Below are 14456 nucleotides of genomic sequence, written 5' to 3'. Positions count from 1 at the left end.
AGGAGGGTTCTATCGTATTCTGTTAAAGAGAAGGTTGTATCTGACTTAAAGAAAACAGCAACATGATTTACGTTACACAACTTGTTTATCTGGTTCCCGGGCAGGAAAAGGTCTTCGACGAATTTGAAGCAGTTGCTATACCCATTATCGCTAAATATCGCGGACGTCTGTTGTTTCGCGTGCGGCCGGATGACAAGGCATTCATTCAGCATATGGGAGAAAAGCCTTACGAGATTCATCTTGTTGAGTTCGACAGTGAGCAGGATCTGGAGAACTTCAAGAAGGACGAAGAACGAAAGAAGTTTGTACATCTAAAGGAAATGTCGATCAAAGAGTCGGTGATGATTCTTGGAAACAAACTATAGAGAGGGACATTCACGATTCATTTCGTATATTCAATTCGCCATCCCAAAAAAATGTCACACCCGGTACGGTCAAACTCCCGACATGCCCGATGGGTAAGAATTTCCCACGGTGTTATCACCGTGAGCTTTCTTAGTCTCGCCGTTACAGGTTTCTATATACTGATGGTGCATCCCCGGCTATATTGGGGCGAAGTTGGAAACGATCTTACGCCGGCATTCATAGAACTCCCCATCAGCCGCAATTACAAGCACAATGGCTGGGACGAAAAGTTTGCCTACTTCGATACTTCAGGGTCGCCTGTTAGTGCAAGCAGAACTTATGACATATTTAATGAGAATGGATGGGGCAGGAGCCTCCATTTTCTGTCGGCCTGGGTCCTTGTGATTACCGGCTCTATATATATAGGATCAGGACTGATCACACGCCATTTTGGTAAACGCATGCTGCCCTCAGCCGATTCCTTTTCTTTTCGAAACCTGTGGCGTGAATTCATTGACCATCTTCGGTCACCCCGGTCAATGGGTAATGGTACTCAGTATAATCTTTTGCAGCGGATAACTTATCTGGGAGTAATCTTCGTATGTATGCCTGTCGTGGTGATGACCGGATTGGCTATGTCGCCTGCAGTAGCGGCTGGTTTCCCCATTATCGTCAGCATGTGGGGTGGAACACAGTCTGCCAGAACCATTCACTTCTTTGCCTCAATAGCCGTGGAGTTGTTCCTGGTAGTACATCTGGTGATGATCATTATCACCGGATTCATACAGAATATGAAAGCAATTGTAATCGGGAAATGATATGAAAAAGTCGGCGATCATAACGAGGAGGCAGGCTTTAGTTACCGGTCTTGCAGGCATGGGAACCCTTTTGTTTCAGCAATGCTCAAGGCCGACACCACCCAATTATGGCAACATTCTTCGAATGGGTGACAACTTTACCTATATCGCACAGCGCACTTTGTTGCCCGGACAATCGCTTGCCAAAGAATATCGGTTCGCTGATATTTCCTCTATGCCTGCAACCGGCACGACGAACCCTGCAAAGTACAGCGAAGCATACGATCAGTTACAGCGAAATTCTTTTGCCGACTGGCAATTGAGAATCGAAGGAAGTGTTGACCGCCCTGGCTCCTTATCCCTTGACGACCTTAAAAAATTCATATCAAGAACGCAAATCACGAAGCATCATTGTGAAGAAGGCTGGACTGCAATAGCCGAATGGACAGGTGTTCCGTTATCGTCGGTGCTGCAACACGCGGGTATCAAAGCTTCGGGGCGGTTCGTGAACTTCCACTCATACGACGGATGGATCGATAGCATTGATCTTTATGATGCCTTTCATCCACAGACAATTCTGGCCTATGGTATGAACGGAAAATCGCTGACAGTTCCGCACGGCGCTCCAGTGAGACTCAGAATTGAAAAGCAGATCGGCTTCAAAAGCATGAAGTACATTCACAAGATCGAAGTCACCGATGAGTTCGTTGATCATGGCGACATTGGCTGGGCCTGGTACAATGGGATTTAGTTTACTATGCGACGCCGGTCATTCGATGAAGTTGCTGTGACTCCACCCACTTCGGTGCACCACTAGCCCGGAAGTTGGCCACAGCACTACCTTCCATGTGGGCCTTCCAGTCGGCCTCGGTCGTCCATCGCTCTACAAATATTAAGATGCGCGAGTCATCAAGAGATTGATTCAGTTCGTATAACTCGCATCCCTTTTCCATTCGTGTTTCAGCTACAAGCTTTTCCTGGGCAGCGCGAAGATCGTATTGATGTCCATCAATGGCGGTAATCACGGCGATAACAATCAGTTTTGAATCAGCGGACATAGTTGAGACGTATTTTTGATAATGCTTACTCTTTCAAAGCTATAAAGATTTAACAGACAGGGACTATCTGCAACGAGCCTTTCCTTGTTGTTACTTTTTGACGAGATTTATTCCTCAATCTGATAATATGCTTGGACTTCGCACAACAATCTATAAAGTACCCGATCTCAGCAAGGCTAAGGAATGGTACACGCGCGCATTTGACGTAAAACCTTACTTTGATGAGCCATTTTACGTGGGCTTTAATGTGGCCGGATATGAACTGGGACTACTACCCGAAGGCACCGGCAACTCGACGGCAGACAATGTCTTGTCGTACTGGGGCGTTAGTGATATTCAAAAGAGTTATGACAAGCTCATTTCACTTGGTGCTTCAGAGCATGAAAAGCCAACAAACGTAGGAGGTGAAATTGTAACTGCGACCGTCCGTGATCCCTGGGGCAATGTGATTGGATTGATTTTCAATCCGGAGTTTAAGCTTCCGTAGCAGAACCGGCCAGCAGAAAAAAAAACAATTATTTGGCGTTTACCTGGAATGCGCGTTCGCCGTTTTGTTCGACTTCCCTGATTGTCCGGAGTTGTTTTAATTCGGACAGCATGGTATTGAGGGCAGCTTCATTTTCTTTACCAAGATGGGAAACGAGCTCTGAATAAGTCTTTACGGAATTGGGGGCTTTTCTGAAATCAGTAATGAAATTGAGAATGTCGATCTTCTTCATAGGATAGGTCCATTTGAAACTGGAAACGGAAACATCCGTGCCAGGGTTACGTGTGTTCTGCCAACCTTAATATTGATTCGGCAGGCGGTCAGACGCCTAAATATATTAACTTTAGTGTTATTGGTACCGGTTGTTCATCATTCATTCAAAAACGTTTGCCATGATAAAGTCAATTGCTCGTTACATTCTTTTGATCGCGATTCCATACTCAGGATGGGCTCAGCACATGCCGGCCAACATGATGAATGCCGGCGCAGGGACGAACATCACAGACCATATGCTGATTATGGATTCGCGGAAGTCTGTGAACCCGCCGGATATAGTTATTGAGGGAAGTCCCTATTCATCTCCTGATTTTGCATCTGCATTCATTCGTGCCAAACGCGGTACCTTCAACGATGTGCCGGCACGCTACAATGCAGCGGACGATAATCTTGAGTATCAATTGAAGGGGACCACTTATGTTGTCATGCCAACCCCCAATATTATGCTGGTTAAGTTTGATACGTACAGTATGATCGTTGACAAGCTTGCGTCACGTGACAATAGCTATGCATTTTATATAAGACTCGACAGCGGAAAGGCGACACTGTTAATGAGGAAGCCTATTCAGTTCAAAGATGCAGTAGCTCCCAAGGCGATTGAAACGGAAGGCAAACCCGCACGCTACGTAGAAAAGCAAGTAGAATACTACATTAAGGTAGATAACGAGATCCCCCGGCCATTCAACAATCCCAAGAAGTTGGTGGCCATGCTTCCCGATCATCAACAGGAGCTGGAAAAATTTATCTCCGACAATAAGATTTCCAAGAACCCGCAAGAATTAACAAAACTCGTTGCCTACTACAATTCTTTGTAGGTTTAGCTAAGCCTTTTGCGGTATGCCAGTTTTCTCCGGCATACTCTCAATTAATCTCGTCGTCTTTGCCGGTGCTAAAAAAATCTTTGTGCCACCCGTGACTTTTCACGCTGCACACGATTTTACTATCAAATACACCAACTTTATCAGGCGCAGTGGAAGGCGTGACTTCCACCTTGAACCTTATTGACAAGGGATCACGACTTCCTGTTGCCTGGAATCTGGAGTATGACATTTACCTAAATCCAAGCAACATGAAAACAGGTTCAAATGAATCACGGTCCTGGGAAGACATTATCTTCGAGAACCGAAATCACGAGTATGGTGCTTATGCAGTTCGCAAAGCCTATCCATCAAATGTCAACAGAGCCACCACGGTAACTCTTGGGCTGGCTGCAGCAATCGCGGCGTATTCATTTGTGGCGACCAACAAACGATACATACCGAGTATGCCCGTTGATCCTCCGGTTATCGATCTCGGATCAGTGGTTGAAATAATTCCGATCAAAAAAATCGAACCACCTGCAACAAAGATTCAACAAACAAGAGGAGAACTTCCACCTGTTGCAACGGCTGAGCCTGTCAAGGAGGCAGTGATACCTGATGAGCCCCAGACCTTTCAGCCAGGAAGTGAAACAGGCACAGATGCTCAAACTGTCACCGGTGTACCCGGAGGGGAAATTCAAACTGTTGTGGAGGCACCCCCCGTTGAGATCGTCGACCCGATCTTCTTGAATCCCGAAGTAGGCGCGTCATACAAGGGAGGACTGGAAGCAATGGCGAGATTTGTATCAAGGAATCTACGCTATCCCGCTATAGCCAGAAGAATGGGAATTGAAGGAACCGTATACATTGGATTCATCGTGGGTAAGTCAGGTGAGATATTAGAAGCAACAGTAATCAAAGGTATACATGCATCATGCGACGCTGAGGCACTTCGGGTGGTGAATCTTATGAAAGATTGGAGTCCTGGAATGCAGGCTGGCGCTCCGGTAAAGGTGAGAATGGTACTTCCGATCAAGTTTACACTTCAGCAATGAGTTAGCGGTCAGTCAACAGTTAGCGGCAATTGTGGTCTGTTGATTTGGGGCGGGACTTTATCCGCCAGGTTCCAAATCAACAGATCAAAACATCTTCAAATATTACAAGAGCATTTTTTCCCAGATTGGTTATGAGTTTCTGGAAATGGATTGTAAACATTCATCATAACCTCATTTAACGCAATATGCACCGATTGCAATACGCGGCACGGCAATCGCAATGTGCACGATATAACTTTTTATTACATGAAGCTTACCACCCTTGCCGCGGCTATAGCCCTATGTCTGCCGGCAACAATCTCCAATGCAAAAGCACACAACCCTGTTTCAGTGCTCGCCGTACGAAATGATCTTTTTTACTTTAGAGTCGACCGTGCATTAAGAGGAGCCCTCGTTGAAGTTTATTCTTCATCCGGAGAGCTGATTTTTTCAGATACGGTCAGGCATAACAAAATGCTGATCGACTTCTTTGAGAATAACGAAGACGATTATACGATAAAGATCAAATCGAAATGCTCAGAAGTAAACTACCTCTATACAAAGTTTGATCCTGCCGGCATCGACGCCTTTAAACCGATAGTAAAACAGATACAGTAGCAGCAGATATCACAGCCAATACATCAATAAGCAACTCATTTGCTATATTTAGCGGCCAACCACTAAATATATGCTACGGCTTTGCCTGATCTTCATCCTGTTCATCACTTTGGGTGCTTGTAACAAGAAAGAACCTGTGGTCATTACACCACAAAATCTGCGGGAGGTTTTAACTGCATATGGCAAGGAGAATCCGGAAGATGAGGTGCTTATTGAGACATCCTTTGGAAACATCACTCTCAAACTCTATCCGGAGACACCGCTTCACAGAGCTAACTTTGTTAAGTTGATCAAGGACGGATACTATGAAGATGCTGACTTTTACCGGATCGTAGCGGAATTTATGATCCAGGGGGGCGATTTGAACAAGAAGCCTGGTTATAGAATCCCGGCAGAGTTCAATCCCAATTACATTCACAAGCGTGGGGCGTTATCTATGGCCAGAGTGGATGAGAACAATCCAGACAAAGAATCTTCGGGAGCGGAATTCTTTATTGTCCATGGCGAGCGATACATGCGTGAAGATGTGGAGATGGCCGCCCGCAACCAGGGACTTACACTTACACCCGAACAAGTCGATACCTATGTGTCAATAGGTGGTTATATCTCGCTCGATAAGCAGTATACAACATTTGGTGAGGTAACATCAGGCATGGATGTAGTGGATAAGATCGCTACGGTAAAGGTGTACAATGAGGATAAACCGCTAAAGAAGATACCCTTTAAGATCTCCGTTGTGACTCGTTAAGCATCTGCCCAAGGCTGATCTCTCCATCACGATCATCAAATACTAGCCTCACAGGCCGTTTGATTGGCTCAGGAATACCATTGAAGCGCTTCACATACCAACGGTGACGGCATCAATGAACAGATCGTTGCCTTCCCGGTACTTATCCAAAACTTGTGATTACTTCTTCAGTGATTCAACAGTTACTTTAAGTCAATTCAAAGATGAATGAATGCTATTAAGCATGATAACATCACTTGAAGTGATCTTCGAACGTGGATTTATGTATGTATTGAATGAATAAATGATCGATTAAGGTGCTTCATGCAAAAAAGTTTCATCATTTAACTAATTATTGGGTTCATAATTTGTAAAGAGTGAAATATATGCCGTAACTTTATAGTATAGATAACATAACACCACGTTATCAAGGTTGACAATGTTAGTTAAGGAGTCTCATAGTCTTAAAACGTTAAGATTCTAAGGATGAGTTGCCCGGGTCATTACTCCTTCCACCATCAACGGAACCATAGTCCAAAGTCACTTTCACCCTGCAACTTTTTAATATGAGCTATAACAGCAAAACCTCCTCCCTAACCTTTGTCATCGTTTCGGCCGAAATCGCCGAGATAAGAATTGACGCAAGACAGAACAGCCGTTCGCTGTATTCCCGTAAAACATTTGCTAAAGACGACGTCATCGCCCAGTTCGGTGCCAAGGAAACCTTTAGTGAACCAACCTACCTTACCGTTCAGGTGGGAGATAATGAACATATTGAGCTGCTTCCTGAGTACCTGGAGTGCATCAATCACAGCTGCGAGCCCAATTGCTTCTTCAATACCACCACTTTGGAGCTTGTGGCATTAAAAGAAATCGCAGAAGATGAGGAACTGACGTTCTTCTATCCATCGACAGAATGGGATATGGATCAGGCATTCAAGTGCACTTGTGGCAATAAGGGCTGCATTGGCATGGTTAAAGGTGCCCGTTACCTGTCTCCCGAAAACATCGCTAAGTACCGTTTCACCGACTTCATTGCCGGTAAGCTCAAATCGATCCTGTAGCAAGTTACGCTCCCATGTCGCGTACGTCTCTTCCTGATATTGCTTACATCCCGCTTCACGAGCCTGATCAATCGATGCGTTTTGCCACCATGCGTTTCATCGATCAAAAGGATTCGTTCATAGTTTGGGTACTGGCCCCCTATCTCGAAACAGACGACCCCAACCTCAAGTATTACTACGACTATACCCAAAGCATCGCCGAATACCAGAAAGTCTTTGATGAGATCGGCTGTGAATGGAAATGGGCCAATGTAATGATCAACACGATCGACGAGGTTATCGGGGGAATCCGCCCAGGTTCAGGCAATAAAACTCCGATTGTCATTAACCTCTGCGATGGCGATGAGCTCAATAATATCCCAGGAGTATCGGTCATTGCTGTACTTGAAAAGCACGACCTGATATTTACCGGCTCCGACGATTTCTTTTATCGTATCACTACGTCGAAGATCCCTATGAAGGAGGCCTTCGACTTATATCATGTTCCAACTCCCAGATGGGATGTGGTAGGCGCTGATACGGATGCAAAGGAGTTGTTTAGCTCGATTGGCGAGACCCTGATTGTAAAGCCTGCGATATCGGCCGGAAGTCTGGGATTATCCATAAGGAATGTTGTAAGCACCCCGGAAGCATTCAGAGACATCGTAAGTGATATGCAAAACGGCTATCGCGGATGGAAGCTGGATACGGGCGGCATATTCGTTGAAGAGTTTATTGCCGGTCGGGAGTTTACAGTATTACTTGTCGGTTCATCAACACATCCGGAATCTATTAGCTTTTACCCGGCAGTAGAGCGCGTGTTCCATGAATCGCTTCCCGATCGCGAGCAATTCCTGTCGTTCGACCGTCTTTGGGAGACCTATGATGCTGAAACTCCTTTCGAAGACAACGGCAGCCTCTACAACTACAAGGAAGTAGAAGGCGATTTCGTTGACGAGTTGAAAAGAATCAGCTTACTGGCCTTCAAAGCCGTTGGTGGAATGGGTTACGGAAGACTCGATATTCGTATGGATAAGCATACGGGTAAGTTATACGTGCTCGAGATCAATGCTCAATGTGGATTAAGTGAAGATGAGAACTATACTTCTATTGGCGCTATTTTGAGGTTTGCCAAAAAATCTTTTACTTATTTGATAATTGAAATTCTTCAAGATGGATTAACGCGTTATGGGGCAAAACATAGCGCTTGATAATAAATGAAAATCTGCGTACTTCAGCCTGATTATTCAACGACGGATGTAGACTATAAGAATTATGATCCCCCAAGGAACCTGAGTCACCTATTACCCAACGACCAGGTTGATCACATCTTCCTTAATAAGCTCACCACTTACAAGCAACTCAAAGCACTGAGCAAGCGTGGTTACGATATATTCGTTAACCTCTGTGAAGGATACCTGGAATGGGAAGTGCCGTCTATTGATGTTATCCAGACGATGGACCTGCTGAATCTGCCTTATACAGGTCCGAATACGACATTGTATGATCCGCCAAAGCCATTGATGAAGTACGTGGCTTACTGCGCCGGAGTGAAAACACCTGCGTCGGTTGAGATCAATTCCGTCTATCAGATCGAGGAAGTTGTAGATAAACTGAAGTTCCCTATGTTCGTGAAGCCTGCCAAGGCTGGCGATAGTTTGGGAATCGATGAACGTTCGCTGGTGAATAATGCCGATGAACTTGAAACCAAAATCCGTTCGGTGATGGAAGAGTACGAGGAGATCCTCGTCGAAGAGTACATCGATGGACGCGAATTCACGGTCCTGGTGGCTGCGAGCAAAGATGGCCGCAGCTGCAAGAGCTATAAGCCAATCGAGTATGTCTTTCCCGAAGGGCGCACCTTCAAGACTTATGCGCTGAAGACTTCAGAGCTACATCCTAACTGCAATGTGCCGGTGCACGATTACAAGATCGAGCGCAAATTGAAAACGGCATCCGAACAGGTTTTCACAGCCTTTGGTGGTGTAGGATACGCCCGTCTCGACTTCAGGATGGATAACAACAACGAGATTTACTTCCTTGAAATCAACTTCACCTGCTCTGCATTCTATGAAAATGGATATGAAGGTTCGGCTGATTACATCCTGAATAACGATCCTGCCGGCAAGTCAGGCTTCTTAAAGCAGATCATCAATGAAGGTATTGCCCGTCACAAGGCAAAGCAGAAAAAATATACACTGAAAGGAAGTCAGGTATCCGGATACGGAATCTTTGCCAATCAACGCATCCGTAAGAATGATGTCATCTTTTCGGGAGAAGGTCTGTCACAGCGGATTGTTTCAAAGCGCTTCGTTGAAGATAACTGGAACGACCGCCAAAAGCTGGACTTCCGTCACTATGCTTATCCCATCAGCAGCGAGGTATATATCCTTTGGGATGAGGACCCGGTGAACTGGGCGCCTCAGAATCATAGCTGCACACCGAATACTGCATACGATGGCCTGAACGTGATCGCTATACGCGACATCCGCGAGGGTGAGGAGCTTACAGTAGACTATGCGTTGTTCATCGACGAAAGCATGGAGCCGTTTGCCTGCCAGTGCGGAAGTGAGAACTGCCGTGAGATCGTGTTTGGGAACAAGGAGAATGCGATTCGTAGGGTGAGGGTGGAGCGATAGGATCTCCAATTGATAATTGATAATTTACAATTGATAATTATTGACGGCCCCTTTTTGGGGCCGTTGCGCTTTAATTTGCTTACCGATCGACTTAATTATTACATTCCATTCGTCGACGGAGAGTTCCACAATGGCCAACTATTGAATCTCCCTGTTAACATTAGGTGTTCCGTTGATTCAACTAGTCCCTTCAACATAAAAACGGGCCGGTAGGCCCACCGTAATTGTCAATTATCAATTGTCAATTATCAATTCTTTTCCCATTCTGGACCACCACTTTCCAATTCTGGCTACCCTAACCGCCTTTTAACCAGTACAATTACGTACCATCAGTTCAAATTCGCGTACCGCAACGTTGGGCCTTAAATTTGACTATTTGAGACGCCAATCTCTGTGAAACGCATTTTTGCGACCATATCCCTTTTGGTGTGCCTCAGCACCGCGTTCGCGCAAGACAAGAAGTCGGTGGTTATCGGCTCTTTGATCGACCGTCCCAACGCCTTATTGGTGATCAGCCCTCCCGGTGGTAATCAGGGCTTTTTGCTCCCTCAGCTAAGTTCATCACAGCGTCTCTCTATCAGTCCGGCGTCTCCTGTGGATGACGGGTTAATGGTATTCGACCTGACAGAAAAGTCCTTCTATTACTGGAACAATAGCGCATGGGTTAAAGGCCTTGGGGAAGCGGGCAGTCAATCGCTCGTTTACGACGCGGCAACGCAGCGGCTCACCATTTCGGGTAGCAATAACGTGGACCTGTCGACTTTGAAGGAAGTACCCGTTCAAACCGGCCAGGCCGGAAAATACCTCACAACAAATGGTACTACCCTGAGTTGGGCGAACATCGCTTCTCTTGGCGATATCACAGGAATCACTACTTCTGCCGGATCAGGTCTGACCGGTGGCAATACCTCCGGTGATATCAACCTTGCAGTTAATACAGATGGCACAACGGTATCGGTAAACGGTGGCAATCAATTACAGGTAAGCGATGGAGGTATCTCGACGAATAAGCTGGCAAACAACTCCGTAACATCAGCGAAGATCGTTGACGGAACGGTCACAGGCGCCGACCTCGCTGCCAACTCAGTAACATCGGCTAACATTCTCGATGGAACAGTATCGAACACCGACCTCGCCGTAAATTCCGTTAACTCATCCACGATCGTGGATGCTTCAGTTACTGGTGCAGACCTTGCAACGAATTCGGTTACAACAACGAACATCCTTGATGGTACGATATCAAGCGTTGACCTGGCACCCAACTCTGTCACCTCGTCGCATATTGTTGATGGGACAATTGCCAATGCAGATCTGGGTTTAAATTCAGTTACTACCAACAACATTGCCGATGGTACAGTAACTGCTGCAGACATTGCCGACGGCACCATCACTTCAGTTGATATTCTCGACGGCACGATTAACTCCATCGATATCGCAGATGGCAGTATCACAAGTGCCAAAATACTCGATGCAACTATCGGCAACGCCGACATTGCCAATAATGCGATAACATCAAATCAAATACAGGATGGAACTGTAGTGACCGCTGACCTCGCTTCAGGTGGTGCCTCAACTGTATTGACGACGAACAGTTCCGGTGTTGTTTCATGGGTCCCACAATCAACATTTGGGGACAGTCAAACACTCTCACTCACGGGTAATTCACTTTCTATTTCAAATGGCAATGCTGTCACTCTTACGACTGCGGGAGAAGTATCCGGTCCTATTGATGCAATGACTATAACACCAGGCGGTGCTAATCAGGTGTTGATGACCAACCTTACAGCAACTGATGCGCTGTGGGTCACTCCAGGCGGTGATGTTACCGGAAGCCCCGCTAACAGCACAGTTTGGCGAATCAGAAATAACCCAGTTGCGTCCACTGCCCCGGCCGTTGGTGATGCGCTCGTTTGGGATGGTACTGCATGGACACCTACGAGTGTCGCTGGCGGAAGCCCGACAACCCAGTTCTACTCACTCGATCCCAGTAGTTTCCAGGGCATGCAACCCGATGGAAACAAGGATGCTTCGCTGGGATTGATGGAAACTACTAATGGACAGTACGCTTTTGCTTTTGAGGATTCCAGGACGATTGTTGCGCCGGTAAATCTGCCTCATGGAGCAGTCATTCAGAATATCACCGTCTACTACGAAATCACGAATATTATCGGCGTCCTTACGCCCATCAACGTGAGGATGATTCAGAAGAACCTGGGTGGTGGTTTAAACATTGATGTGGGTGTTGTTGTTATCGCTCCGCTACTTAGCGTCGGCGTTACACAGCAATCGCAGTCGTTCAGCCACACAGTAGACAATTCTACAAGCTCGTACCGCCTGCTCATCAAATTTTCCCACCTGATCGATGCTGACGAGGCATCGGAGGCAACACAGAGGATATATGGTGTCAGAATACAATATCTGAAATGACACCTTTGCACCGATATCATCTATGGCTCTTGCTTACCGTTGGGATAGCAGCAAAGAGTCATGCACAGGTGCACAACTCTTCCAATCTATATGTTGGTAGCGACGTTGAGATACATGTAGAAGGATCTGTTTCAAATTCGGGATTTGTGCAGAACCAGGGCGAACTGCGGGTTACAGGTGACTGGCTAAACACCAACGTCTACCAGGGCCTTGGCCGTCTTACGTTAAATGGAAATACAACGCAACGCCTAAGTAACAACGGCAACAGCATTTATTCACTTCGCGTCAATACGACGGGAATTGTCGACTGGCAGGACAAGCTTGTTATTGACAATCGCCTGGACCTGACTTCAGGAAACATACGTATTGCTGACCCTAATTCGATAACCCTTGCAGCAACAGCCACAGTCGCCGGCGGATCGCCCAGCAGCTTTGTGGAAGGTCCCATGGTTGTTCGCGGAACGGGATACAAGTTTATGCCCATAGGTACCAATAGCGGGTATTATCCTGTTGAATTTCTTGATGTGTCGGGTATCGATCCCGTTGTGAAGGTGGAGGCGTTCGATCAGATGCCTGCGTTCAGACTTGAAGGTTATGGTCGCGTTACATCGAACGTTTACTGGCAGCAAACAGTTTTGAGTGGGACATTCTCGGGAAGTCCTGTTGCTCTTGGCTATGATTTGCCCTCTGATGCCGCAGATGGAGCATTGGCTGTGTATCAATCGCCGGCACAATCCGATGTCTTCACGGATGCAGGTAACTCTTCCATTTCAAATTCTAACGGAATAGAGAAAATCACCACTTCCGGAGCTGTTACCGGATCTTTGTTATTGATAGGCGAGCGCGTCGTAGTGGCGCCAGGCTCTGAAGCATTTTATTTTCCTTCTTCAATCTCTCCGGATGCTGCCGATCCAAACAATCGAACAGTGAAGGTGTTCGGTGAGCAGCTAACGGAAGATGGATTTCAATTTGTTGTGTTCAATCGCTGGGGTCAGCAGGTATTTGAATCGCGGTCGCTGGAGTACATGACGACTACCGGCTGGAGCGGTCAGCAGCAGGCAGGTGGCATTCTCGCATCGGGTGGTTATCCGTATATGCTGATGGGCAAATTCAAGAATGGAGAAACGTTGCGGCAAAAGGGAATGATATCTGTTGTGCGATGACGTTGCGTATAACGATAGCGTTGGTAGTAACTCTTCTGCTTATAACAGGCAGTGCCTTCGCGCAGATGCCGACATTCTCGCAGTACTATGCGTCAGCAATGTATCTCAGTCCGGCACTTACCGGTCTGGAGAAGGACGTGTACATGGGCATGAACTATCGCTCACAATGGTCGGGTGCTGGCATACCGTTTTCCACTTTTCAGTTCAGCTTTATATCGCCCGTTCTGAAGCCGGGCACGCGCACAAAGCACCTTGGCGGTTTGGGTGCCACGTTTTACAATGATGTGGCAGGACCCGGGAAGGAATTTAAGAACAACGCATTGATGGTGTCGGGAGCGTATAACTTCCACCTCACGCGCTTCGGTAATAATATTGTATCGGTTGGCCTGCAGGCCGGCGCGATGCAACAGCGCGTCAATGCCGATGATATGCGATGGGCAAGTCAGTATTCACCGGACATCGGCTACGACCCTTCCCGTCCAGGTGAAGCAGGCAGCATCAATAGTCAGGTAATTAATCCGTTGCTAAACACAGGCGTAATGTGGTCGTACACTACTCGTGGCCGGCTGTCTTCACGCAGTTTCTCAGCATTCAATGGCATTGTCGTTTCGAACCTGTTGCCGATGCGGAGCTATACCGGCGAACAGGAGCCTAACATGATGTTGCTGAAAATTCATGGAGGCATTTCTTCTTTGTGGAAACGCGTTCTTGAGATCTCGCCGAACTATATGGTCCAGTATCAAAACCACGCATACGAAGTCAATCTAGGAGCTTACTTTAGTTATTATCTGCAACCACCGTTTCTGGAAAACTCTCAGCGAACGAAAATATTGATTGGAGGCTGGTATCGTCTTCAGGACGCTGTGATCGTCTCAGCGGGAATCAGTACCCGCTCATGGAACTTTGGCTTCAGCTACGACAACAATGTTTCCTCGCTGACGCGCGCATTTGGATATGCAAATGCATACGAAGTGTCACTGGCATACAAAATCATTGTGAGCAAGGGATTCAAACGTTTTTCATCACCTCTAATTTAAAGATG

At 46.6% G+C, this 14456-nt stretch carries 16 protein-coding genes; 14 read left to right on the top strand and 2 right to left on the bottom strand.

Annotated elements, in window-relative coordinates; all coding sequences use genetic code 11:
- Nucleotides 1-62: 62 nt before the first annotated feature.
- The 3 genes from WBG78_RS20190 to WBG78_RS20180 are packed head-to-tail and all read left to right on the top strand — an operon-like array spanning nt 63 to nt 1893.
- The gene (locus tag WBG78_RS20190) at nt 63-365 is read left to right on the top strand and encodes a DUF1330 domain-containing protein (RefSeq protein ID WP_337328288.1); all 303 of its coding nucleotides are present in this window, start codon (nt 63-65) and stop codon (nt 363-365) included.
- Nucleotides 366-416: 51 nt separating this feature from the next.
- Nucleotides 417-1163, top strand: coding sequence for a cytochrome b/b6 domain-containing protein (locus WBG78_RS20185; protein ID WP_337328287.1), 747 nt, complete (start codon nt 417-419; stop codon nt 1161-1163).
- Nucleotide 1164: 1 nt separating this feature from the next.
- Nucleotides 1165-1893 (top strand): molybdopterin-dependent oxidoreductase, encoded by a 729-nt coding sequence (locus tag WBG78_RS20180; RefSeq protein ID WP_337328286.1) that lies wholly within the window; start codon nt 1165-1167, stop codon nt 1891-1893.
- A gap of 4 nt (nt 1894-1897) precedes the next feature.
- On the opposite strand, the gene WBG78_RS20175 is transcribed toward WBG78_RS20180, so the two are convergent.
- Nucleotides 1898-2200, bottom strand: coding sequence for a putative quinol monooxygenase (locus WBG78_RS20175; RefSeq protein WP_337328285.1), 303 nt, complete (start codon nt 2198-2200; stop codon nt 1898-1900).
- A 127-nt stretch (nt 2201-2327) separates the two neighbouring features.
- On the opposite strand from WBG78_RS20175, the gene WBG78_RS20170 reads away from it, so the two are divergent.
- Entirely contained in the window at nt 2328-2687 is a 360-nt protein-coding gene (locus WBG78_RS20170) for a VOC family protein (RefSeq protein WP_337328284.1), read from the top strand.
- 28 nt (nt 2688-2715) lie between these two features.
- On the opposite strand, the gene WBG78_RS20165 is transcribed toward WBG78_RS20170, so the two are convergent.
- Nucleotides 2716-2919 carry a hypothetical protein gene (locus WBG78_RS20165; RefSeq protein WP_337328283.1) on the bottom strand — a complete coding sequence of 68 codons (204 nt, stop codon included), beginning with the start codon at nt 2917-2919 and terminating at the stop codon, nt 2716-2718.
- Nucleotides 2920-3079: 160 nt separating this feature from the next.
- Here WBG78_RS20165 and WBG78_RS20160 point away from each other — a divergent pair, with 160 nt between their 5' ends.
- From WBG78_RS20160 to WBG78_RS20115, 10 genes are all read left to right on the top strand, one after another.
- Entirely contained in the window at nt 3080-3778 is a 699-nt protein-coding gene (locus tag WBG78_RS20160; protein WP_337328282.1) for a hypothetical protein, read from the top strand.
- A 254-nt stretch (nt 3779-4032) separates the two neighbouring features.
- A complete protein-coding gene (locus WBG78_RS20155; protein ID WP_337328281.1) occupies nt 4033-4818 on the top strand; it encodes an energy transducer TonB in 786 nt (261 codons plus the stop codon).
- Nucleotides 4819-5064: 246 nt separating this feature from the next.
- The gene (locus WBG78_RS20150) at nt 5065-5415 is read left to right on the top strand and encodes a hypothetical protein (protein ID WP_337328280.1); all 351 of its coding nucleotides are present in this window, start codon (nt 5065-5067) and stop codon (nt 5413-5415) included.
- Nucleotides 5416-5485: 70 nt separating this feature from the next.
- The gene (locus WBG78_RS20145; RefSeq protein ID WP_337328279.1) at nt 5486-6163 is read left to right on the top strand and encodes a peptidylprolyl isomerase; all 678 of its coding nucleotides are present in this window, start codon (nt 5486-5488) and stop codon (nt 6161-6163) included.
- A 545-nt stretch (nt 6164-6708) separates the two neighbouring features.
- The gene (locus WBG78_RS20140; protein WP_337328278.1) at nt 6709-7206 is read left to right on the top strand and encodes an SET domain-containing protein-lysine N-methyltransferase; all 498 of its coding nucleotides are present in this window, start codon (nt 6709-6711) and stop codon (nt 7204-7206) included.
- A 14-nt stretch (nt 7207-7220) separates the two neighbouring features.
- On the top strand, nt 7221-8396 hold the full coding sequence (locus tag WBG78_RS20135) for a hypothetical protein (protein WP_337328277.1): 1176 nt from the start codon (nt 7221-7223) through the stop codon (nt 8394-8396).
- Between the two features lie 6 nt (nt 8397-8402).
- Nucleotides 8403-9824 (top strand): SET domain-containing protein-lysine N-methyltransferase, encoded by a 1422-nt coding sequence (locus tag WBG78_RS20130; RefSeq protein WP_337328276.1) that lies wholly within the window; start codon nt 8403-8405, stop codon nt 9822-9824.
- Nucleotides 9825-10217: 393 nt separating this feature from the next.
- Entirely contained in the window at nt 10218-12251 is a 2034-nt protein-coding gene (locus WBG78_RS20125; protein ID WP_337328275.1) for a beta strand repeat-containing protein, read from the top strand.
- Entirely contained in the window at nt 12248-13414 is a 1167-nt protein-coding gene (locus WBG78_RS20120) for a gliding motility-associated C-terminal domain-containing protein (protein ID WP_337328274.1), read from the top strand. Before WBG78_RS20125 ends, WBG78_RS20120 begins: the two co-directional genes overlap by 4 nt.
- On the top strand, nt 13411-14451 hold the full coding sequence (locus WBG78_RS20115; RefSeq protein WP_337328273.1) for a PorP/SprF family type IX secretion system membrane protein: 1041 nt from the start codon (nt 13411-13413) through the stop codon (nt 14449-14451). Before WBG78_RS20120 ends, WBG78_RS20115 begins: the two co-directional genes overlap by 4 nt.
- Nucleotides 14452-14456 lie beyond the last annotated feature (5 nt).

The organism is Chryseolinea sp. T2 (assembly GCF_037203685.1).
In the GTDB taxonomy this organism is placed as follows: Bacteria; Bacteroidota; Bacteroidia; order Cytophagales; family Cyclobacteriaceae; genus Chryseolinea.
Note: the sequence above shows the minus strand (reverse complement) of the source record. Positions and strands in the feature narration are given on the sequence as shown.

Bases quoted from the DNA above. Each gene is read 5' to 3' on its own strand.
- WBG78_RS20190 (WP_337328288.1), top strand. From the start codon at position 63: ATGATTTACGTTACACAACTTGTTTATCTGGTTCCCGGGCAGGAAAAG.
- WBG78_RS20185 (WP_337328287.1), top strand. From the start codon at position 417: ATGTCACACCCGGTACGGTCAAACTCCCGACATGCCCGATGGGTAAGA.
- WBG78_RS20180 (WP_337328286.1), top strand. From the start codon at position 1,165: ATGAAAAAGTCGGCGATCATAACGAGGAGGCAGGCTTTAGTTACCGGT.
- WBG78_RS20175 (WP_337328285.1), bottom strand. From the start codon at position 2,200: ATGTCCGCTGATTCAAAACTGATTGTTATCGCCGTGATTACCGCCATT.
- WBG78_RS20170 (WP_337328284.1), top strand. From the start codon at position 2,328: ATGCTTGGACTTCGCACAACAATCTATAAAGTACCCGATCTCAGCAAG.
- WBG78_RS20165 (WP_337328283.1), bottom strand. From the start codon at position 2,919: ATGAAGAAGATCGACATTCTCAATTTCATTACTGATTTCAGAAAAGCC.
- WBG78_RS20160 (WP_337328282.1), top strand. From the start codon at position 3,080: ATGATAAAGTCAATTGCTCGTTACATTCTTTTGATCGCGATTCCATAC.
- WBG78_RS20155 (WP_337328281.1), top strand. From the start codon at position 4,033: ATGAAAACAGGTTCAAATGAATCACGGTCCTGGGAAGACATTATCTTC.
- WBG78_RS20150 (WP_337328280.1), top strand. From the start codon at position 5,065: ATGAAGCTTACCACCCTTGCCGCGGCTATAGCCCTATGTCTGCCGGCA.
- WBG78_RS20145 (WP_337328279.1), top strand. From the start codon at position 5,486: ATGCTACGGCTTTGCCTGATCTTCATCCTGTTCATCACTTTGGGTGCT.
- WBG78_RS20140 (WP_337328278.1), top strand. From the start codon at position 6,709: ATGAGCTATAACAGCAAAACCTCCTCCCTAACCTTTGTCATCGTTTCG.
- WBG78_RS20135 (WP_337328277.1), top strand. From the start codon at position 7,221: ATGTCGCGTACGTCTCTTCCTGATATTGCTTACATCCCGCTTCACGAG.
- WBG78_RS20130 (WP_337328276.1), top strand. From the start codon at position 8,403: ATGAAAATCTGCGTACTTCAGCCTGATTATTCAACGACGGATGTAGAC.
- WBG78_RS20120 (WP_337328274.1), top strand. From the start codon at position 12,248: ATGACACCTTTGCACCGATATCATCTATGGCTCTTGCTTACCGTTGGG.
- WBG78_RS20115 (WP_337328273.1), top strand. From the start codon at position 13,411: ATGACGTTGCGTATAACGATAGCGTTGGTAGTAACTCTTCTGCTTATA.